Source organism: Streptomyces sp. NPDC053367, assembly GCF_044545925.1.
Classification (GTDB): Bacteria; Actinomycetota; Actinomycetes; order Streptomycetales; family Streptomycetaceae; genus Streptomyces.
This window is the reverse complement of record NZ_JBITYN010000002.1, coordinates 595,925-616,642: the sequence shown is the minus strand read 5'-3', so window position 1 is coordinate 616,642 and position 20,718 is coordinate 595,925. Positions and strand designations below refer to the sequence as shown.

The window sequence follows — 20,718 nt, the reverse complement described above, 5'->3', positions numbered from 1 at the left end:
ATGTCCTGCACCGACAACCACGCCCCCCTCTCCAGGAGGGCGGCGCGGCCGATGAGTTTGTGACTCCCGGCCGGTCCAAGCTCGTGACACCCAGGAAAGGACACGCCATGTCGGAACTTCTCGTCGACTTCATCACCTCCCTCGACGGCTACGCGTCGGGACAGGGATGGCCCGGGTTCTGGGGCCTCGAAGGCCCGGAGTACCTCGCATGGCTCAGCGAGCAGCCCAAAGCCACCTACCTCATGGGAGCGAACACCTACCGCCTGATGTCGGGCTTCGCCGCGGGCGAGGTCCCCGCTGGCCAGGACGAGTTCAGGCCCGAGGAAGAGGCGTCCGTCGACGAGCTCACGCAGGCGCCCAAGGTGGTGTTCTCCTCCTCGCTCGAAGAGCCGCTGAAGTGGGCCAACTCCACGCTCGTCCGCGACGACGCCGTCGAGGCGGTCCGCCACATGAAGGCGAGCGGCTCGGGGCTCCTCAGCACGATCGGCAGCCTCAGCCTGTGCCGCTCCCTGCTACGAGCCGGACTCGTCGACCGCTTCCGCGTCGTGATGTTCCCCGTGATCACCGGTGCCACGGGCGAAGAGCGCATCTACGACGGCTATCCGGACGTTGCCCTCGAGATGATCGATCACCGCACCTTCGACGGCCGCATCCAGCTGGTCGAGTACAAGCCCCGCGTGCTCGAGCACCCGCCGCTGAGCGTCCCCGCGTGATGCCGCGCCCCGTCCGCCGGGTCGGGACGGCACCGGGCCGGCGTCGGCGGGGGCGGAGCAAGCGCTGACGGATGCTGAACGGCCCACGTCAGGAGGCCCGGTCCAGGTCGCGTCGAAGGAGCAGACGTGGGGGCGGACCTTTAGCAGCCGAGCGGCTCCCTTATGCAGTGGCATTCCGGTGTCATCGGGGATCTCAGGTGGACGTGCGGTCTGATGCCTACTCCATCAGCCGTCTCCGGCCAGAGGGCCGAGGGCCACAGTGCTCGGGGTAGTGCGACGAGGAGGTCCGTCTGTTCGGCAACGACAGGTGCGCCGGGCCGACGGTGGGGGTGTGGTCATGCCGGACCGTCAACCGGCCTCACCCCGCGTCCCGCTGATGCGCGTCAACAGGCCCAAGAACCGCTCCCGTTCGGCAACCGGAAGGGGGGCGAGCAGCACGTCGTTCGCCTCGCGGGCCGCCTTCTCGCAGCGCACCAGCTTCCGCTCGCCGGCCTCTGTGAGCGACACCGCGTTCTTGCGGCGGTCCTTCGGGTCGGGGGCGCGGACGACGAGGCCGGCGGACTGCAGGTCGTTGAGGATGCCGACCAGGTCCTTGGGGTCGAGTCCGACGGAGCGGCCGAGGTCGGCCTGGGCGACGGGGGCGAGGTCGCGGACGGCGGAGAGCACTACGTGGTGCCACATGCGCATGTCCTCGGCGGCCAGTGCCTCGGCCACCAGCGCGCGTCCCCGGGCCGCCGCGCGGCCGAGCAGCCAGCTGGGCAGGGAGCGGATCGCGGGCAGGGGTGCTTCGGTCATGACGGCAGCCTAGACGGAAACCATTGGACTCCCCAACGAAAGGGGCTATCGTTGGGGCCACCAACGAACTCGTTGGGGTTCCCTACGACATTTCCGGAGGCCCAGTGCGCCGCATCCGCTACGACCACCCCGGCGGCCCCCTCTTCCTGGAGGACGCGCCCGTCCCCGAGCCCGCGCCCGGCGAGCTGCTGGTCCGCTGCGAGGCGGTCGGCGTCACCCTGCCCGTCGTCCGCAAGGTCACCGAGGCCGCCGAACCGGTCGCGCTGGGGGGCGAGATCGCAGGCGAGGTGGTGGCCGTCGGCGAGGGGGCCGACCGCTTCAGGCCCGGAGACCGGGTGACGGGGCTGTGCTTCGGGCACGGCTACGCCGACTACGCCCCGCTGCTGGAGCACATGGCGTCCCCGGTGCCGGACGGCGCCTCGGCCGTGGACGCCGTCGCCCTGGTGCGCAGCGGCCTGGTCGCGTACGGCGCACTGGAGGCGGCCCGCCCCGCTGCGGGAGAGGCGGCTCTGATCACGGCCGCGGCGAGCGGCGTCGGCCATCTCGCGGTGCAACTCGCCCGGCTGCGCGGCGCCTCCCGCGTGGTGGGCACCGTATCCGACCCGGGCAAGGCCGACTTCGTGCGCTCCCTGGGCGCCGACGAGGTGGTCCTCTACAGCGACACCGGCTGGGGCGAAGGCGTCGACTACGCCCTGGACGCCGTCGGCGCCGACCTGCTGGGCCCGGTGGTGGCCGCACTGGCGCCTGGCGGACGGCTGGTGGCCTACAGCTCCGGCGGCGGCACGATCCAGGCGTACGACCTGCTGGCCGGCGCCAAGTCCGTCACCGGCTTCCAGATCGCGCGGATCTCACGCGAACAGCCCGGACTGTACGAGGAATGGCGCAAGGAGCTGTGGGCATTGTTCGCGCAAGGCTCCCTGCGGCCCGCCGTGCACGCCCAGTACCCGCTCGCCCAAGCCGGGAAAGCTCACCACGCGATCACCATCCGGGCCAACCTCGGCAAAGTCGTACTCGTGCCCTGAAGCCCCAACCGCCGGTGCGTGATTGCCGCTGGGACTTGTCCGGGCGATCTCTGAGGGAAGCGGAGATCAGCACCCGTGAATTTCGTTGTCGCAGTTCCGGCCGAGTGATGTGGAAGGACGACATGGATACCGCCGTGCTTCAGGGCGAGGCCGTGGCCTTGCCCAAGAGCGGTGCCGCCGCACAGACGGTTGCAGCCTGAACCATCGAGCCGGACGCGAGGTGCGTGCTCGTGGTGCTGTTTCCTCGGGCCGGCCCCGCTCGTGAAGGCGGCTGTCAGGCAGGCCGCGACCGCGGCCACCGAGCCGAAGAAGATCCCCTCGAAGACCAAGCTGTTCGCGCCCTCACCCGTGCCATCTTCACGCATGCAGGACTTCTCGGACGGCACTCGCCAAGATCCCCCGGCCGGGGCGGGGCCGCTGGCATCGAAGTTCGCCGGTGCGCCCCGGCGCCCGCCCGCGGACCCGTATCAGGCTGGTGCCTCTTGGCAGGTCCTGGCGGCGGCCAGGTCCGCCGCCAGCCGGACTGAATCGGCGGAGGCGGCCAGCAGCGGCAGGCGGACGGCCGGACTGGGGATGCGGCCCTGAGCGTGCAACACCCCTTTGATCACGGTGGGGTTCGGCTCGGCGAAGAGCGCGGCGGACAGCCGGGCCAGCTCGGCTCCCAGCCGGCGGGCCGGTCCGGCGGCGTCGCGCTGCCACAGTGAGATGAGTTCGGCGTAGTCGGCGGTGCGGACGTTGGCCGAAGCCAGGATGCCGCCGCAGGCGCCCGCCGCGAGCAGCGGCGAGATGACGGCGTCATCGCCGCCGAGCACCGCGAAGTCCGGGGTCGACGCGCCGAGCAGTTCCATCGCGGCTGCGTCGATCGCACCGGTCGCGTACTTGACCCCGACGACCTGCGGCAGGCCCCCGAGCGCGTTCAGCGCGCTGGTGCTGAGGCGCTGACCGGTGCGGTACGGGATGTCGTAAACGACCAGCGGCAGCCCCCCGTGTTCGGCGAGTGCCGCGAAGTGCGCCAGTGTTCCCGCCTCGCCGGGCCGGGTGTAGGGCGGCGTGGGAACCAGCGCCGCGGCGACGTCACCGCTTTCAGCGAGCTCCCGCAGCGCCGTGATGGCGGCCGCGGTGTCGTTCGTGCCGACGCCGACGACCAGCGGAGCTCCGTGTGCACGGCAGGCGGCCGAGCAGACACGGACCACGGCCCGCTTCTCCTCGGTGGTCAGCGTGGCCGCCTCCGCCGTGGTGCCCAGGGCAACGAGTCCGCGAGCCCCGGCCGACAGCGCCTCGCCGGCGAGGCAGGCGAGCGCGTCCGGATCGAGGTGCAGGTCGTCGGTGAAAGGCGTCACCAAGGGGACAAACAGGCCGGTGAGGTTCGCTTCGGGCTTCATGGGCCCAGCCTGACCGACATAACTCAGTAGATCCAGTTCATGTTTCTACGCTCATACGTAAGCTCACCTTATGCTCGATGTCCGACGACTCCACCTGCTGCGCGAACTGGACCGACGCGGCACCATCGCGGCCGTCGCCGAGGCGCTGAACTTCACCGCCTCGGCCGTCTCCCAGCAACTGGGAGTGCTCGAGCGCGAGGCGGGCGTGCCTCTGCTGGAGCGAAGTGGCAGACGGGTGGTGCTCACCCCCGCCGGCCGCGCACTCGTCACCCATGCCGACGCCGTCCTCGAACGCCTCGAACTGGCGGTCTCCGAGCTGGCCGGGGCACGTCAGGGCATCGGCGGACCGCTGCGGATCGGGACGTTTCCCTCGGGCGGTCCCGCGATCGTGCCGGCCACGCTGGCGGAACTGGCCCGGCGGCATCCCGCGCTGGAACCGATGGTGCAGGAGATCGACTCGGCGCGGGTCTCCGACGGCCTGCGCGCAGGCGAACTCGACGTGGCCCTCGTCCACGACTACGACTTCGTGCCCGCGTCCCCGGACACCACGGTCGACCAGGTGCCCCTGCTAGAGGAGCCGATGTACCTGGCCACGGGCGTCGCTACCGACACCGGTCCCGCAAGAGATCCCGCCGGCCGCGGTGACACGCTCGCGGAGTTGCTCGGGCCGTGGGCCACGGCCCCGTGGATCACGGCCCGGGACGGCACGACCGGCCACGCGATGGCTGTACGCGCCTGTCAGGCCGCCGGCTTTCAGCCGCGCATCCGCCATCACGTCAACGACTTCCGGACGGTCCTGGCACTCGCCTCCATCGGGCAAGGCGCCGGATTCGTGCCGGAGATGGCCACCGCACACGCCCCCGAGGGCGTGGTGCTGACCCGGCTGCCCCTCTTCCGCCGCTCGAAGGTCGCCTTCCGCGCGGGCGGCGGCGCTCACCCGGCGATCTCAGCATTCGTGGCGGCGGCGCGTACAGCGGTGGGCGCTGCGGTCCAGGATGTCTGACCGCCTCGCCGGGGGCGCAGTGCAGTGGCCGGAGCCGCCCGCCGGGTCAGGACTGCCCCGTGGCCCAGTACGCGGCGCGCACCTCCCCTTGCGCGAAGTCCCGGCGCGGCAGACTCAGGCCGAGGGACTCCTCCAGAGCATGGAAGTACAGCTGGAAGGTGTTGGTCAGCTCTGGGTGGTCCAGCTCGGCGCGGCGTAGGGCGCGGTTGAGGAAGTCCAGTTCACCGCCCCGCAGATAGGGGGCACGGCCACGTTCGTACCAGATCAGTTCCAGGACGCCCCAGTCGTCGTCGACGCGACGAGAGTCGCGCATGTAGTCGAAGGTGTAGATGGCCTTCGCGGCGGTGGCGGTCAGCCACACGCTTTCCTTGATCCCGAGAGCCGCGTACGCCTCCTTGTCGGCGAAGGACCCTGGCGGCGTGTCGTGGTACAGCAGGAACGTCCACTCCCCCGCCTGCCCGTAACAGCAGCTCTCCCACTGGCGGTCCCAGTGGACCCGGCCATTGTCGACGGCTTCCAGATCCTTCAGGCGGGTGCCGGCGGCGACCTGCGCGGGGTCCGCCCCGTACAGCAGGGCCAGTTCCTCGGCGTCGACGGCTCTGCCGGGTGCCGCGCGGTAGAAGGCGAGGGTGGTGTACGGGGCCTGTTCCCGCCAGGACCCGGCTATCCAGGCGAGTCCTTCCAGCGGGTCGCGCCCGCACGACTCGGCCGTCCCCATGTCGTCCAGGCCGCCGCCGCGAAACCGTCTGCCCCACGCCGGATCGATCCGCCCCAGCGCATCGGCCGTCTCCTCGGGGCCGGCGGCCCGCCGACGCACCGCGGCCTCGGCGATCAGGTAGAGCGCCAGTTCGAGATCCCTGGTGGCGAACACCTCCCGGTAGGGACCGTGAAAGCCGCGCACGACTCCGTCCCTGCCCAGCACCAGGCACAGGCCGCCGTCCGGATCCTCCGCCCTCTCGGCGCACTCCTCCAGCTCGTCCTCCGAGAACGCCACAGGCGGCAGCCCAACCCCGTGGAGCTGGACGTGTCCGTCGGCCTTCCGCCGCCAGGCCTCCGCAAGTGCGGTCTTCGTGATCTCCATAGCTGCAGCATAGGAAGCACCACTGACAATCAGCCCGCCCTGCCCGGCGGTTAGCCCCCGACCGCCCGACCTCCGTTGCCGTGCCCCGTCTCGGACCGAGCGGGGGCAGAGGCGCTCTGCCCGGCTCCAGGGCGACGGCCGCCGGGTGCCACGAGTCGGGTGCGCCGTGCTCGCGGGCGCGTCATGATCCCTGAAATGCCGGTTCGCCGGTGGAGGCGGTCGACGAAGTGGGGAGGCAGACAGTGCGAAACCAGCTCCTCGGGGGTCGTCACCGATTGGTGCGCCGGCTCGGCGGGGGCGGCATGGGGCAAGTGTGGGAGGCGCGGGACGAGACGCCGGGGCCGGCCCGCCGCGGCCAAGGTGATCTCCCTGCTCGCCGGTGGCGAAAGCAGCGGCGACGAGGCACGCGCCAGGTTCCCGCGTGAGGCGCAGATCACCGCCCGGTCGCAGCATCCCAGCATCGTGACGATCCACGATCTCGGCGAGACCGGAACGGGCGACAGCAGAGTCCCGTTCCTGGTGATGGAGCTGGTCCGGGGCGAGGGCCTGCTGCGATGCAGTTGGGCGTCAGCCTCTTCGACGCAGGCCACCTGTCGACGGCCAGGGACAGGCCGGCAAGCTGCCAGGCGGAGCTCATGACCAGCCCGACGGACCGCGACCGATTCCTGCGCGGAGTCGCACTGAACCGGGCGACCCTCGCAACACCGGCACCCCTCGGCCCTGCCACGGACCATCCTCAGCAGTGATCGGGCCCTGCGTAACTGGCCCTGACAAAGCCTCTGGACGTGTCGGTGGGTGATCACGCAGACGGCGAGTCCGAGGAAGGCCTCGTGGATGTCGTCGCGTCGTTCCCGTCGGATGCGCAGGCGGCGGAGACGTGCATCCACAGATGGTGCGCTCGACGTCCCGGTGGAAGGTGCCCGGGCCGGTGCCGTGCGGCTTTCCTCGTTCGGCGATCACGGGCCGGATCCCGCGTTGTCGCAGGAGTCGGCGGTACTTGTCTTGGTCGTAGCCGCGGTCGGCGAACAGCATGTCCGGGCGGCCGTCGCGGCCGGCCGACGACTCCCGCGACCGCCGGATCCTGCTCCAGCAGCGGCAGGAGTTGGGTGACGTCGCCCGCGGTTTCCGCCGGTCGGCGACACCGCGAGCGGGATGCCCTGGCCGTCGGTGATGATGCAGTTGATGCAGTTGGCCCGGACGCCGGCGACCTGCTTCCGCGGCGGCTCGGGCGGAAACTGCCCGTTGAGGGACCACAGTTCGCCCGACAAGCCGTCATTCACAGGGTCGACTCGCTTCGTCGGCGCCAGTCAGGCGAGGGCGGCAGTCAGGGAGGTGAAGGCGGCGATGATGACGGCGACGCGGGCGTAGTGGTAGCGCTGCCAGCGGTTCAACTGCTGCTTCCAGTCGGCGGGCCGGTTCTCGGGGGTCCACGTCCTGTTCCGGTTGTTGATCGGAACGAGCAGCAGAAGGGACATGACCACGCTGAGGATCAACAGCGCGCCGGCGGTGACGACCAGGCCGGTGCCGTCCTGATGCCATCCGGCGACGGCCCACGCGGCGACGAGCACCACCGACGTGATGTACCAGACGGGCATCACCGCGCCGAGCATCCGGCCGCCGTGGGCGTGGCCGAGTTGGGCGCTGTCCTCGGGAAGGGCGTCGAGGATCCGGTTGACGACGAAGGCGACGGAGAACTCCACCCCCACCATCACGCCGACGACAACGGTGGTGACGACTTCGAGTGCATCGAGCATGACGAACGACCCCTCTGGAATCTAGCACTGCTAGCTGTTGAGGCAACGCTAGCGCTACTGCCGCTCGATTGTCTAGCAGTGCTAGAATCGACTCATGTCGGTACAGGAGCGCAAGCAGCGCGAACGGGCGGAGCGCGAGCGCCTCATCGTCGCCACGGCCCGTGAACTCGCCGAGCAGCAGGGCTGGGACGCCGTCACCACCCGCCGGCTCGCCGAGCGCATCGAGTACAGCCAGCCCGTCCTCTACAGCCACTTCCGCGGCAAACGCGAGATCATCGGCGCGGTCGCCCTCGAAGGCGCCGCCGAACTGGCCGCCGCAGTGCGTACCGCGACCGCCGCTGCGGACAGCCCGCGCGCCCGGGTCACCGCCCTCGCCCGCGCCTACCTCGACTTCGCCGCCCGCAACCCGGCGGTCTACGACGCCCTGTTCCAGCTCGACGGCGGCCTGGCATACGCGCAGGAAGACACCCCCGAACCCCTGAAGGACGCCTTCGCCGCGCTACTGGAGAGCCTCGGCGAAGTCGCCGGGGACGACATCCCCCCAGAGCTGTTCACCGAGGTGTTCTGGGCATGCCTGCACGGCATCGCAACCCTGACCCGCGCGGGACGGCTGCCCCCGCAGTACGCCGAGCAGAGAGTGGAACTCCTGGTGAACCGGCTTGCCGCGCCGTGACACGTCCTCCCGGCGTGGGCCTTGACGGCCGTCAGAACCGGGACGCCCCGCCGTTCTTGCGCTCTGCCCTGTCAGGGGCGATGGGGCGGGGCCTCGACCGCCCCGATGCCTGCGGCCAAAGGCGGTACATCGCCCCCAGCCTCGTCCGCCCGCACCTGGGTTCGCCGCGCGTTGGCAGGACCCGCCAAGGCGATGCCGTACAGCCACGGCAGAGCGTCACCACCCCGCCGTGGCGACCAACTCCGGCTCCTCGCCGGCCGGCTCTTCGCCAACGGGCCGACAATGCCCCCGGCTTGCAGTCTTGACCCACGATCCCCGGGGTAGTCGAGCACGCCACAGGCCCCGGCGAAGGGAGAGCGGATGTCGGTCGACCTCGTCGGCTTCCTCGGTGTGGTACTGGTGGCCTACCTGGTGCCGGGCCCGGACTTCCTCGTGGTGGCCAGATCCGCCACCGAGCACCCCGCCAAGGGGCGGGCCGCGGCGCTGGGCGCCCAAGCCGGACTGTGCGTGCACATGCTCGCCGCGGCGGCAGGGCTGTCGCTGATCGCCGCCCGGTCGCCGGTGGTCTACGACGCCGTCAGGCTGCTGGGCGCGGCGTACCTCGTGTACCTGGGGGTCCGGGCGGTCCTCGCCGCCCGGCGCGCGGCGCGAGAGGCGACCGGAGGACCGGAGGACATCGCCAAGACGTGGGCCTCGGCCGAAAACGGTCCGGGCCGCGGCCGGTGGCGCTCCGGCTTCACCCAGGGCTTCCTCACGAATGTGCTCAACCCCAAGGCGGCGCTGTTCTTCCTCAGCATCCTGCCGCAGTTCGTCCACGGCGAGGCGTCCGTCACGCAGCAGATCTTCCTCCTCGGCCTCCTGGACGTCCTGATCGGCGTCGTCTACTGGTTCGCCCTCGTCGCCGTCGCCGCGAGGCTGCGTGCGTTCCTCGCCCGCCCGAGGATCCGCCACCGGTGGGAACTGACGACCGGCTGGCTGTTCATCGTCATCGGCATCGGAGTCGCGGTGGCCTCGTGAGGTTGTGCCCGAGGCGGCTGCACACTTGGTCGGCGGTGGCACCGGACTGAGCCCTGCTGCATGATCACGTCATGACGAGTCCCGCTGCGTTCCGGGACCGGACGAACTGGTCCGCCGGCTACTACGAGCTGGCTGTAGAGGTTGGATCGCACGATGATGCCCGGCTCCAGGCCGTCCTGAGCGCTCTGTGGTCCGCCGCGGAAGTCCATGGGTGCTTTGGGCACAGAGACCGTGAGCCTGAGGAGCAGGACGATGTGCCGTGCACGGTGGCCTCTGTGGGCGAGTTCGGCCATCTCCACGGTCAGGTCCGCCTGCCGACGGGCCAACTGGCCGTGTGCGGGTGCGTGGCGATCCGCGGCGGCGATGAAAGCGGCGATCGGCTCGACTTCCACGTCCCCCTGGGCGCGCTGGATCGCGCGGGCGTTGCGTACTGGGACGGCCAGCCATTCTTCAGGTCCAGCGTGATGGACGACTGGTTCGGCGATCACCGGCCGGATCCCGCGTTGCCGCAGAAGGCGACGGTGCTGCTGACGCGCTGCAAGCTCGGGGACGGCCGGTCCGCGGGAGGCGAGTGCCCCGACGCCGGTCAGACGGAAGTGAAAGCCTCCTCCGGGGCGGTGTCGAGGACGAATCCGTTGTCGAGCCGGACGCGGACCGTGACGCGGAGCATCCGTTGCCGGTAGGCGACCCAGTGTTCCTCCAGGGCCTCCACCTGCTCCTCCAGCTGTCTTCTGCTCGCGGGCGGCATCTGATGGCCGAAGTCGTCGAGGAGTGATTTGAGGCGCAGGTACTCACGGACTTCGTGGCTCTGCTGACGTTGATGCTCGTCCACACGCTCGACGGTGCCCTCGACGCCTGATGCCAGGGCGAGCGTGGTGGCGAAAGCGCCCGTCTCCTCAGGGGGTTTCCCGGCCGAGGTCACCGACCCGGTCAACCGCAGCTCGGCCGCCAGTCGCACCCGTTGACCCACGTTCAGCGTCATCGATCCTTCGTCTTCCTCGTCGGACACCGGCAATCCGGTACACGTGGCGTCGCCTGGTACACCGGAGAGGGAAGGATCATCCCACCCTCGCCCTCACCCTCAGTCCCGGCACGTGCGAAGCCGTCACCGGAGCCGCCTGTCTCCGGTGCCGCCCCCGCCCGCCATCACCTGGCTCGTCGACCATGTCGATCGATGGCCCCCAGGCCCGGGTCTGCACAGCCCGAAGGGAACGGGCGGCTAGCCGGAGATAGCCGATGTCGGAGTACCCGGGGAAGGCGGGCAGGTCAGCGCACGCCGACCCGTGCCGCTGATTCAGACGAACTCATCACGGGTCGCCGCCCTCTCGTCGCAGGACGCCCGCTCCGGGGCGGCTCGCGGTGTCAGCCGTGTTCGCTGCCGACTTCGAGGACCAGCGCTCCACTGCGCGCCGCCGCCCCGCGGACGAGGCCGACAACGCCGGCGGCGCCCTCCCCGTACCCGTGCACCGTGGCGGGAGCCTTCCGCCGGTGCCGGATCCTGTCCGTACGACCGCGCGGCCGACCACCGCAGGCAGTGTGCCGGCCACGCAGGACAGAGAGCGCCGGCCGTCGATTGCCTCACCTCACTGACGCGCCGCACCGACACAATGTGACCGACCAGAGACGTGACCCACGTCGCCCCTTGGACATCATCGACGCCTCTGGGAAAGCGACGACGACCATCCGGATCCAGCACCCGAAGCGCCCGCGCTGTCTCCGTCTGGACCAAGCAGAGCGCGTGATCGCCTCGTAGCGCCTACTGTGCTCAGGAAAGGGGCTGACGATGACTTCCGGAAAGACCAGGGACACTGCTGACGTCGTCGTGGTCGGTGCAGGGCCAGCCGGCTCCACCACGGCCTACTACCTGGCCCGAGCAGGGCTTGATGTGGTGCTGCTGGACAAGGCGCACTTCCCCCGGGACAAGATCTGCGGCGACGGACTCACCCCTCGCGCCGTCAAGGAACTGCTCGCCATGGGCGTCGACGTCCAAGGTCCCGGCTGGGTACGCAGCCGTGGCGTACGGGCCTGCGGCGCAGGTCTACGGGTCGAGCTGGACTGGCCCGACACCACCGGCTACCCCGGCTTCGGGCTGGTGCGCACCCGCCAGGATTTCGATCACCTGCTGGTCAGACGGGCGCAGGAGGCCGGCGCCCGTGTGCAGCTGGGAACCAACGTCACCGACGTCCTGCTGGATGAGCGCACCGGGCACGCCCGTGGCGTCGTCGCCCGCCGCGACGGCGTGGGACACCTCCACGGGGCACGCCTGGTGGTGGCCGCGGACGGGGCCTCCAGCCGTGTGGCCGTACGCATGGGGCTGCAGCAGCGCAAGGACCGCGTCGCGGTCGCGGTACGCCGCTACTACACCACGGACCGCGCGAACGACGACTATCTCGAAGCCTGGCTGGACCTGTGGAGCCCCGCCTCGTCAGGCCGCCGCTGCATGCTGTACGGGTACGGATGGCTCTTCCCGGTGGGCAACGGTGTGTGGAACGTCGGGGCCGGCACACTGGCCACTCGGCGCGCGAGCGTCGACCCTCGCGCGCTGCTGCGGGAGTGGCTCACGCGGCTGCCCAGGGAATGGCAGATCGACGACGACCACGCCACCACCGCCGTCCGCGGCCACGCCCTGCCCGTAGCCATGAGCCGTACGCCCCACTACACGCGCGGAGTACTTCTGGCCGGTGATGCCGCAGGCCTGATCAACCCGCTCAGCGGCGAAGGCATCGACTACGCGATGGAGTCCGGCCGGTTCAGCGCCGAAGTCATCGTCCAAGCCCTTGCCCGGTCCACCGCGGCCCAGCGCGAACGTGCCCTGCAGGCGTATCCACACGTCCTCAAAGACGCCTTCGGCGGCTACTTCACCCTGGGCCGCCTCGTCGCCCAGGCTCTCGCAGGCCCCCACCTGATGAAGTTCATCACCACGCACAGCCTGAGCCACCCACCGCTCGGCCGCCTGCTGCTCAAACTGTGGGGCAATCTCATCGACCCGCACAGCAAGGACGCCGGCGACCGCATCATCAGCGCGGTACTCAAAGCCACTCCCGCCCCATGAACGCGTTGCAGGCGCGGATCCCAAGGTCTGCGCCATGCCCACCTCCGCACACGCCCTGGCCGGATCTGCGCCGCGGGGCCGACGCGTGGCGGCCGTACGAGTGATGCCGCCTCGGCCAAGGCCTCGCTCCCCCACCCCCGCGACGTAGATCATGCATCGTTGACGGCGCCTGAGCGACCGCTTAGTATCCGATTCTGCCGCCCTCCCGATCGGATACATGACCATGGACTCCCTGCTGCTCTCGCGCCGCGACCTGGACTTCCTGCTCCACGACTGGCTGGACGTCACGTCACTGACGCGCCGCCCCCGCTACGCCGACCACGACCGGGACACCTTCGACGCGGTGCTGGAACTCAGCGAGGCCATCGCCACCCGGCACTTCGCCCCGCACAACAAGAAGAGCGACGCCGAGGAGCCCCGCTTCGACGGGGAACGGGTGCACATCATCCCGGAGGTCGAGCAGGCGCTGCGGGTCTTCGCCGAGGCCGGACTGACCGGCGCGGCCATGGACTACGAGATCGGCGGACAGCAGCTGCCCATGGTGGTCGCGGGCGCCTGCATGGCCTGGTTCCAGGCCGCCAACGTCGGCACGTCCGCGTATCCGTTCCTCACCGTCGGCAACGCCAACCTGCTCCAGGCGCACGGCAGCAAGGAGCAGATCGAGACATACGCACGCCCCATGGTCGAGGGCCGCTTCTTCGGCACCATGTGCCTGTCCGAGCCCCAGGCGGGCTCCTCGCTGGCCGACATCACGACCCGGGCGGTGCCGCAGGACGACGGGACGTACCGCATCACCGGGACCAAGATGTGGATCTCCGGCGGCGACCACGAGCTCAGCGAGAACATCGTCCACCTGGTCCTGGCCAAGATCCCCGGCGGTCCGGCCGGCGTGAAGGGCATCTCCCTGTTCATCGTGCCCAAGTTCCTGGTCGAGCCGGACGGCACACTCGGCGAGCGCAACGACGTGGTGCTCGCCGGCCTCAACCACAAGATGGGCTACCGCGGCACCACCAACACCCTGCTCAACTTCGGCGAGGGCCGGCACACGCCGGGCGGCGCCCCGGGTGCGGTGGGCTACCTCGTCGGCGAGGCCCACCAGGGGCTCGCGTACATGTTCCACATGATGAACGAGGCCCGCATCGGCGTCGGCCAGGGCGCCATGGCGCTCGGCTACACCGGCTACCTCCACGCTCTCGACTACGCCCGCACCCGCCCGCAGGGCCGCCCGCTGACGGGCAAGGACGCGAACGCCCCGCAGGTGCCCATCATCGAGCACGCCGACGTACGCAGGATGCTGCTGGCGCAGAAGTGCTATGTGGAGGGCGCCCTCGCGCTCGTCCTGTACTGCAGCCGGCTGCTCGACGAGGAGCGCACCGCCGAGCACGAGCCCGAGCGTGCCCGCGCCCGGTTGCTCCTCGACGTCCTCACGCCCATCGCCAAGAGCTGGCCGTCGCAGTGGTGCCTGGCCGCCAACGACCTGGCCATCCAGGTGCACGGCGGCTACGGCTACACCCGCGAGTACAACGTCGAGCAGTTCTACCGGGACAACCGTCTCAACCCCATCCACGAGGGCACCCACGGCATCCACGGACTGGACCTGCTCGGCCGCAAGGTCGTCATGAACGGCGGCACGGGGCTGCGGCTGCTCCTGGACACTCTCGCGGCCACCACCACCCGCGCCACGGCGGCGGGCGGCGAAGCGGCCGAACTGGCCGCTTCGCTGGAACAGGCCATGGCCCGCGTCGAGCGGACCACCGCCCGCCTGTGGTCGACCGGGGACCCCGCGACCGCACTCGCCAACGCCTCCGTCTACCTGGAGGCCGTCGGCCATGTGGTGCTGGCCTGGATCTGGCTGGAGCAGTTCCTCGCGCTGGGCGACGGCACGGACGACTTCCACGAGGGCAAGCGGCAGGCTGCCCGCTACTTCTTCCGGGTCGAACTCCCCCGGTCCGGGCCCCAGTTCGACCTCCTCGACAGCCTCGACCGCACGGCGGCGGACTGCCGGCCCGAGTGGTTCTGACTCCCCGCCGCATTCCCTTCCCGCGTCTCGTCCGGTCGCGAGGACCGGTCTGCTCCGGCTGTCCCCTCACCGACACGACGGGGCGCGGCATCGGGCGTCACATGCGTCGGGGCGGTCCGCTGCTGCGGACCGCCCCGGCGTTCATCAGCCGAAGCACCATTGTCGTTCGGCCGTTCCGTCCGTCTCTGCGTCGGATCCCTCGTGGGGCTCGGTCAGGGCCTGGTGGTGAAGCGTTCCCAGACGCGGTGGGCGGCCATCAGCCGGCGGAGCTGCTCCAGCGTGGCGGTGGCGCTGTCGCCGACGATCACACCGGGCGCATCGGTGGGCACGCCTGCCGCTTCCAGGGCTGCCTCGCCGCCTTCCCAGGCGCCGATCGCCTTGCCGTGACGGAAGGCCTCGGCCAGCATGAGGCCGACCCGCGGGTCGTGCGCCGGCCGCCGTGGGCCGACGGGTCCGCCCTTGGCGTCCCGGGCGCCGTAGGCATCGCCGCCCACACCCGGCGGGCCGGCGAGCAGGAGAGCGTCGAACTCGACGGACCGCGCTGTGGCGAAGGTCCGTTGGACGGTCAAGGAGCCGTTGTCCGAGTTCAGGGTGCCGCCCGTCGGCGCGACGACCAGCGGCACCATTCCGGCCTCTAGGATCGCCTCACGCACGGCGCGCACACCGCCGAGGTCCCCGTCGGGCCCGGTGACGATGCCGATGATGCGCCCGTCGGTGGGCCAGGTGCGGCCGACCTGGGACAGGGCCGGGCTGGGCTCGACCTCGGCCGGCGGCACGGTGGGCTCGGGCGCCGGCAGCCCAAGGCCCTCGGCGACCTGGGCGCACAGCTCACCGTCGATGTTGGCCAGCACCTGCAACGCCCGCTGCTTGACGGCCTGCTCGTAGCATTTCCCGAGTTCGAAGGTGTAGGCGCCGATGATGTGCTCGCGTTCGACCGGGCTCATGCTCAGCCAGAAGCGGCGGGGCTGGCTGAAGTGGTCGGCGAAGGACTCCGGCGCCTCTCGCACCTTGGTCGCCTCCGGCACGCGAACGGGCGCCTCTACGTACGCCGCGGCGTCGCCTCCGGCGGTGAAGGGGCAGCCACCGTCCAGGGAGTTGGGCCGGTAGGGGGCCACGCCGCGGTGCACGGCCGTCTGGTGCATGCCGTCGCGCTGCATGTCGTTGACCGGCGCGTGCGGCCGGTTGATGGGCAGTTGGGGGAAGTTGGGTCCGCCCAGCCGGGTGATCTGGGTGTCGAGGTAGGAGAACAGACGTCCGGCGAGCAGCGGGTCGTCGGTGATGTCGATGCCCGGTACGAGATGCCCGACGTGGAAGGCCACCTGCTCGGTCTCGGCGAAGTAGTTGGACGGGTTGCGGTTGAGGGTGAGGAGCCCGACGGGCTGCACCGGAGCGAGCTCTTCGGGCACGAGGTTGGTCGGGTCGAGCAGATCGATGCCCTCGAAGGTCTGGTCCGGGGTGTCGGGGAAGGTCTGGATGCCGAGCTCCCACTCCGGGTAGGCGCCCGCCTCGATCGCATCGGCGAGGTCCCGGCGGTGGAAGTCCGGGTCGACACCGCCGATGATCTGCGCTTCCTCCCACACCAGCGAGTGCACGCCCAGCTTCGGCTTCCAGTGGAACTTCACCAGCGTGGTCTCACCGGACGCGCCCACCAGGCGGAACGTGTGGACCCCGAAGCCCTCCATCGTCCGGTAGGAGCGGGGGATGCCCCGGTCGGACATGTTCCACAGGGTGTGGTGGGCGGCTTCGGTGTGCAGGGTGACGAAGTCCCAGAACGTGTCGTGGGCGCTCTGCGCCTGCGGGATCTCACGGTCCGGGTGCGGCTTGCCGGCGTGGATGATGTCGGGGAACTTGATGGCGTCCTGGACGAAGAAGACCGGCATGTTGTTGCCGACGAGGTCGAAGACGCCCTCACTGGTGTAGAACTTCGTGGCGAATCCGCGTGTGTCGCGCACGGTGTCGGCCGAGCCCCGTGACCCGAGCACGGTGGAGAAGCGCACGAACACCGGCGTCTCCACGTCCTTGGCGAGGAAGGCCGCCTTGGTCACCTGACTGGCCGTTCCGTAGCTCCTGAAGACGCCGTGGGCCGCGGCGCCCCGGGCGTGGACGACGCGCTCGGGGATGCGTTCGTGGTCGAAGTGCATGACCTTTTCGCGCAGATGGTGGTCCTGCAGCAGCACGGGGCCGCGTGGTCCGGCCTTCAGGGAGTGGTCGGTGTCGTACAGACGTGTGCCATGGGCGTTGGTCAGGTGTGCGCCGGCCTGCGCCATCTGCGCCTGATCGGCTCCTGTCGGCTGTCCCGTCGGCGAGAAGGTGTCGGGGCCGCTCTGGTCGGGCTTGGGCGGCAGCGGCTCCCGCGGTCGTGCCGGCTCCGCCACGGGAGGTGACTCGGATCCGGGCTTGCCGGGGATGCCGTCCTGCGGTCCCGAATCGTCGCCGGAAACGGCGTCGCTGACCTTCTGAGCTGCCCTCTTGAGAGGGTTGGTCTCGCTCACGGGTATCGCTCCTCCGGGTCGTTCACACAGTCCCACCTAGGTACCCGATCACAGCCGTTCAAGACCGGCATTCCGGGCTGTTTCCGTGTGAGCGCTCCGCAACGAGCGGGGCAGACCCGGCGCTGGCGCCGTACAAACGGCCCAGGCGGAGTCGCGCCCTGCCCGCACGGCACCGACGATGGACACGATGCACCGACCAGGCACGAAGGAAGACAAGATGCCGCGAGACCGCTCCGGGCTCGGCCACCGAGCCGTCACGGCGGCACTCGGTTGTGCTCTGTCCGCTGTCGCACTCACCGGGTGCGGCGACGACCAGGACACCAGCCCCTCACCTTCCCGGACCACGACGAGCAGCCCTGCTACGGCATCGTTCTCCGGGTTGCCGCCGTCGGCACTGGCCTCCCAGGCGGCTTCCGCCATCGCCTCCGCGCATGCTTCCGCCTCGGCGGCGGCCTCCTCGGCAAGTGCTCGCGCCTCCGCGTTCGAGGCATCCGTCGACGCCGAAGTCGCCCGCGCCGGAGCGGCTGCGGAGAAGGCGCTGAAGAACGTCGAGGGGCGCGGCAACGCACTGTCCGAGGTCGGCATGAAAGGGCTGCCGCGCAACGAGACCAGCGGGCTGCTCGCGGTGCTCGTCACGATCACCAACAAGACCGGCAGCAAGGCCTCGTACGCCGTACAGATCGACTTCGAGGACCCGTCGGGGAAGGTCGTCGAGACGAGGTTCGTGGGCGCGGAGGACCTCGACCCGGGTGAGAGACAACAACCCGTCGCCTTCAGCCGGCAACCCGCGGACGCACAGCTCACTCCCCGTCTTGCCAAGGCACAGCGATACTGAACGCACAGGCGCCGAGAACACCCGCCGCAAGGGGTAGGCGGACCTCGAATCGCGGTCAGGCCGAGACTTGAGCCGCCCCACACTCCGCGCGCCAAGCGTCGGTCAGACACTGCCGCGACAGTTCAGGACGGCCGTGCTCGCCGCCGCGGGTTCGCCCGGTTGGCGACCCCCGAGCAACACCGGCAAGCGCAGCGAGACAGAACAGGGCCCTGGCCTGGTACTTGCTGTGTTCTCCGCTGTTCAGCCGGCCGGAGCCCGCCAGGGCTCGAACCACGGGTCGGGCCACTGCTCGGCCGCGGCGAGCAGGGGGAACAGCGTGGCGCCGTCGATGGTTTCGCGAATGATGTCGGCGTGGCCGCCGTGGCGGGAGGTCTCCTCGATGAGATGGAGCAGCACCCAGCGGACTGACCAGTTCTTCACGTCGGCGGGGAACCACGGCAGTCCCTGCGGGACGGGAACAGCCTGGCCGAGATCGGCGATTCCGGCGATCACGGCGTCTGTCTCGTGGGCTGCGGCCTCGTACTGGTCCAGCACGCCGGCGAGCGTCTCCTCCGGGGTGAGCGCGAATTCGGCGGAGTCGCTCTCGTCTGCGGACCGCTGTGGTCCGCGCTGCCGCTGGAGGATCAGGTCGGTCCACCCGGCCTCGCATCGTGCGGCGTGTTTGATGAGACCCCCGATGCTCAGCTCACTGGCAGTGGGTGTCATTCGCGCCTGTTCATCCGTCAGGCCATGGGCGGTGGCGCGCAGGGCCTGGCGCTGCTGGACGAGGTAGGCGAGCAGACCTTCGCGCTCGTCGGCGATCGGCGGTACGTGTGCGGGCATGGGGCCGACCCTCTCCCCCTACTGTAGGGCCGGTCAACCCTTCGGTGAGAGAATTTTCAACGTCTTGCGCAAGGGCCGGGAACCGCGCCGAACGATCACTCGGGCCGCGCCACACAACGGCAAGCCGGGCCGCGACGTGGGACGTTGCCTGCTGTCCACGATGTCGGGCGCCTCCGGCGCTCCGCCGACGCCAGAGCTGACGCCGACGGCGGGAATCACTTCAACGCAACCGGTGTACGCCGAGCGAGGAGGGCAGTAGGGTCCGCATGAAACTTGCTGCAAACAATTGCATCAGGAGAGGCCTCCACCCATGCCGAGAGTTGTCCCGCCCGTCGCCGACGAGCGCACAGCGCTGACCGCCTACCTGGCCCACCAGCGGCGCGCTCTGCGGGCCACCGCTTACGGCCTGACCGATGAACAGGCGCGCATGGCGGCATCCGCCGGCCAGCTGAGCATCGGCGGTCTCATCAAGCACGCCGCACGGTGCGAGGGCTTCTGGACCGATCTCATCCTTCGCCAGCAGCGCGAGCCGAAGGCGGACGGGTCGGACGGGTCACACGGGTCGGACAGTTCGGACGGGTCACACGGGTCACACGGGTCGGACAGTTCGGACGGGTCACACGGGTCGGACGGGTCAGGGTCGCACGGGTCGCACCGGTCAGGGTCGGACGGGTCGGACGGGTCGGGCGGGTCGGACGGGAGCGAATTCCGGCTCGCACCGGACGAGACCCTGGCCGACGTCCTGACCGCGTACGCGGAGGCGTCCGAGCGGACTGACGCGGTGATCACCGGTGTCCCGGACCTCGGGCAGGCCGTTCCGGTGCCGCCGGGGGCCCCTTGGGTCCCCGCGGAGGTCGAGGAATGGTCGGTCCGCTGGGTCCTGTTGCACCTGATCGAGGAGACGGCGCGACACGGGGGCCACGCTGACATCATCCGCGAGAGCATCGACGGCGCGACCTTCGACCCCCTGCTCGCCGCTGCCGAGGCGTGGCCCGACCCATGGGTCAGGCCGTGGGAACCGGCGTCTCCGGGTGGCGGCTGACAGCAGGTCCCGATCGCGGCGGCTACGTGACCGACGCGCTCGCGCGTGTGCGTGCCGCGTCGATGCTTGGCGGGACGCCGAACTGGCGCTTGTACTCCCGGCTGAACTGCGAGGGGCTGTCATACCCCACCCGGTGGCCTACTCCGGTCACGTCGTGCGGACGGTTGGCCAGCAGGAGCCGCGCCGCCTGCAGACGGATCTGCTTCTGGTACTGGATCGGGCTCATCGCCGTCACCGACTGGAAGTTCCGGTGGAAGGCGGAGACGCTCATCCCGGAAGACCTTGCCAGATCCTCCACGCGGAAGGCTTCCGCGTAGTGGTCCCGAATCCAGCCGACCGCTCGGCTGATGTGGTTCAGGCTGCTCTCCGCAAGACCGAGTTGGCGCACCGTCTCGCCCTGCTCCCCTGTCATCAGCCGCCACAGAATCTCACGTTTGATCAAGGGGGCCAGCACCCGGCGGTCGCGCGGCCGGTCCAACAGACGGAGGAGGCGGACGATCGCGTCGATGAGCTCTGCCGAGGCGTCGCTGACCATGATCCCCGGCCGGGGCGGTCCGCTCGGTCGCGGCAGGCCGCCCGGCCCAGCCTGCATCATCAACTCGGCGATGACGGCGGGTTCCAGTGTCATCCCGAAGCCCAGTTGCGGCCCTCCCGGTGTGACACGGCCGGTCACCGGCAGGTCGGCCGAGGTGACCAGATACTGGCCGGCCCCGTACTCGTACACCCGCTCGCCGAACGCGAGCCGCTTGCCGCCGTGCGCGATGACGGCCAGCATCACACCGGACATCGCGTACTCCGGCTCGGCGTCCGGGTCGGCCCGGCAGATGCGGACGCCGTCGATGGCCGTGGCCGGACCGGACCGCGCATGTCGTTCCAGCACATCGCGAAGCTCGTCGAGGGACATGCTCCCATCTCAGCATGGACCGACATGCTCCTCCCCCGCCCGTGAGAGGATCGTGCAAGGACTCGCGAAGATCGTGCGGGCGCCCCAGTGAATTGCAGAGACCCACCTGGA

The 20,718-nt window shown here is 70.3% G+C and carries 17 protein-coding genes and 1 pseudogene; 9 read left to right on the top strand and 9 right to left on the bottom strand.

Features of this window, described 5'->3' with window-relative positions:
* The first annotated feature begins 107 nt into the window (after window positions 1-107).
* A complete protein-coding gene (locus ACIGXJ_RS09285; protein ID WP_399642718.1) occupies window positions 108-713 on the top strand; it encodes a dihydrofolate reductase family protein in 606 nt (201 codons plus the stop codon).
* Window positions 714-1,061: 348 nt separating this feature from the next.
* Here ACIGXJ_RS09285 and ACIGXJ_RS09280 read toward each other — a convergent pair whose 3' ends face one another.
* Entirely contained in the window at window positions 1,062-1,508 is a 447-nt protein-coding gene (locus ACIGXJ_RS09280; protein ID WP_399642717.1) for a MarR family winged helix-turn-helix transcriptional regulator, read from the bottom strand.
* 104 nt (window positions 1,509-1,612) lie between these two features.
* Here ACIGXJ_RS09280 and ACIGXJ_RS09275 point away from each other — a divergent pair, with 104 nt between their 5' ends.
* A complete protein-coding gene (locus ACIGXJ_RS09275; RefSeq protein WP_399642716.1) occupies window positions 1,613-2,530 on the top strand; it encodes a zinc-binding alcohol dehydrogenase family protein in 918 nt (305 codons plus the stop codon).
* Window positions 2,531-2,997: 467 nt separating this feature from the next.
* Here ACIGXJ_RS09275 and ACIGXJ_RS09270 read toward each other — a convergent pair whose 3' ends face one another.
* The gene (locus tag ACIGXJ_RS09270; RefSeq protein ID WP_399642715.1) at window positions 2,998-3,912 is read right to left on the bottom strand and encodes a dihydrodipicolinate synthase family protein; all 915 of its coding nucleotides are present in this window, start codon (window positions 3,910-3,912) and stop codon (window positions 2,998-3,000) included.
* Between the two features lie 70 nt (window positions 3,913-3,982).
* On the opposite strand from ACIGXJ_RS09270, the gene ACIGXJ_RS09265 reads away from it, so the two are divergent.
* Window positions 3,983-4,915 (top strand): LysR family transcriptional regulator, encoded by a 933-nt coding sequence (locus ACIGXJ_RS09265; RefSeq protein WP_399642714.1) that lies wholly within the window; start codon window positions 3,983-3,985, stop codon window positions 4,913-4,915.
* A gap of 46 nt (window positions 4,916-4,961) precedes the next feature.
* On the opposite strand, the gene ACIGXJ_RS09260 is transcribed toward ACIGXJ_RS09265, so the two are convergent.
* From ACIGXJ_RS09260 to ACIGXJ_RS09250, 3 genes and pseudogenes are all read right to left on the bottom strand, one after another.
* On the bottom strand, window positions 4,962-5,996 hold the full coding sequence (locus ACIGXJ_RS09260; RefSeq protein WP_399642713.1) for a hypothetical protein: 1,035 nt from the start codon (window positions 5,994-5,996) through the stop codon (window positions 4,962-4,964).
* A 773-nt stretch (window positions 5,997-6,769) separates the two neighbouring features.
* Window positions 6,770-7,192, bottom strand: a pseudogene (locus ACIGXJ_RS09255) (transposase); the annotation flags it as partial.
* A gap of 111 nt (window positions 7,193-7,303) precedes the next feature.
* On the bottom strand, window positions 7,304-7,750 hold the full coding sequence (locus ACIGXJ_RS09250) for an anthrone oxygenase family protein (RefSeq protein WP_399642712.1): 447 nt from the start codon (window positions 7,748-7,750) through the stop codon (window positions 7,304-7,306).
* A gap of 94 nt (window positions 7,751-7,844) precedes the next feature.
* Here ACIGXJ_RS09250 and ACIGXJ_RS09245 point away from each other — a divergent pair, with 94 nt between their 5' ends.
* Together ACIGXJ_RS09245 and ACIGXJ_RS09240 are read left to right on the top strand one after the other, a co-directional pair.
* Window positions 7,845-8,423, top strand: coding sequence for a TetR/AcrR family transcriptional regulator (locus tag ACIGXJ_RS09245; RefSeq protein WP_399642711.1), 579 nt, complete (start codon window positions 7,845-7,847; stop codon window positions 8,421-8,423).
* A gap of 360 nt (window positions 8,424-8,783) precedes the next feature.
* Window positions 8,784-9,440, top strand: coding sequence for a LysE family translocator (locus ACIGXJ_RS09240; protein ID WP_399642710.1), 657 nt, complete (start codon window positions 8,784-8,786; stop codon window positions 9,438-9,440).
* A 586-nt stretch (window positions 9,441-10,026) separates the two neighbouring features.
* Here the strand turns inward: ACIGXJ_RS09240 and ACIGXJ_RS09235 are convergent.
* Entirely contained in the window at window positions 10,027-10,422 is a 396-nt protein-coding gene (locus tag ACIGXJ_RS09235) for a hypothetical protein (protein WP_399642709.1), read from the bottom strand.
* Between the two features lie 801 nt (window positions 10,423-11,223).
* Between ACIGXJ_RS09235 and ACIGXJ_RS09230 the strand changes: the two genes are divergently transcribed.
* Together ACIGXJ_RS09230 and ACIGXJ_RS09225 are read left to right on the top strand one after the other, a co-directional pair.
* Window positions 11,224-12,492: a geranylgeranyl reductase family protein gene (locus ACIGXJ_RS09230; protein ID WP_399642708.1), complete on the top strand. Its 1,269-nt coding sequence runs from the start codon at window positions 11,224-11,226 to the stop codon at window positions 12,490-12,492.
* 223 nt (window positions 12,493-12,715) lie between these two features.
* Window positions 12,716-14,512, top strand: coding sequence for an acyl-CoA dehydrogenase (locus ACIGXJ_RS09225; protein WP_399642802.1), 1,797 nt, complete (start codon window positions 12,716-12,718; stop codon window positions 14,510-14,512).
* Between the two features lie 212 nt (window positions 14,513-14,724).
* Here the strand turns inward: ACIGXJ_RS09225 and ACIGXJ_RS09220 are convergent, their stop codons facing one another.
* Complete coding sequence (locus ACIGXJ_RS09220) at window positions 14,725-17,004, bottom strand: catalase (protein WP_399642707.1); 2,280 nt, start codon at window positions 17,002-17,004, stop codon at window positions 14,725-14,727.
* A 217-nt stretch (window positions 17,005-17,221) separates the two neighbouring features.
* On the opposite strand from ACIGXJ_RS09220, the gene ACIGXJ_RS09215 reads away from it, so the two are divergent.
* On the top strand, window positions 17,222-17,839 hold the full coding sequence (locus ACIGXJ_RS09215; RefSeq protein ID WP_399642706.1) for a hypothetical protein: 618 nt from the start codon (window positions 17,222-17,224) through the stop codon (window positions 17,837-17,839).
* Window positions 17,840-18,079: 240 nt separating this feature from the next.
* Here ACIGXJ_RS09215 and ACIGXJ_RS09210 read toward each other — a convergent pair whose 3' ends face one another.
* The gene (locus tag ACIGXJ_RS09210; protein WP_399642705.1) at window positions 18,080-18,661 is read right to left on the bottom strand and encodes a DinB family protein; all 582 of its coding nucleotides are present in this window, start codon (window positions 18,659-18,661) and stop codon (window positions 18,080-18,082) included.
* A 310-nt stretch (window positions 18,662-18,971) separates the two neighbouring features.
* Between ACIGXJ_RS09210 and ACIGXJ_RS09205 the strand changes: the two genes are divergently transcribed.
* Window positions 18,972-19,703 (top strand): DinB family protein, encoded by a 732-nt coding sequence (locus ACIGXJ_RS09205; RefSeq protein ID WP_399642704.1) that lies wholly within the window; start codon window positions 18,972-18,974, stop codon window positions 19,701-19,703.
* Between the two features lie 22 nt (window positions 19,704-19,725).
* Here ACIGXJ_RS09205 and ACIGXJ_RS09200 read toward each other — a convergent pair whose 3' ends face one another.
* Window positions 19,726-20,607, bottom strand: a complete 882-nt coding sequence (locus ACIGXJ_RS09200; protein WP_399642703.1) for an AraC family transcriptional regulator N-terminal domain-containing protein — start codon at window positions 20,605-20,607, stop codon at window positions 19,726-19,728.
* Window positions 20,608-20,718 lie beyond the last annotated feature (111 nt).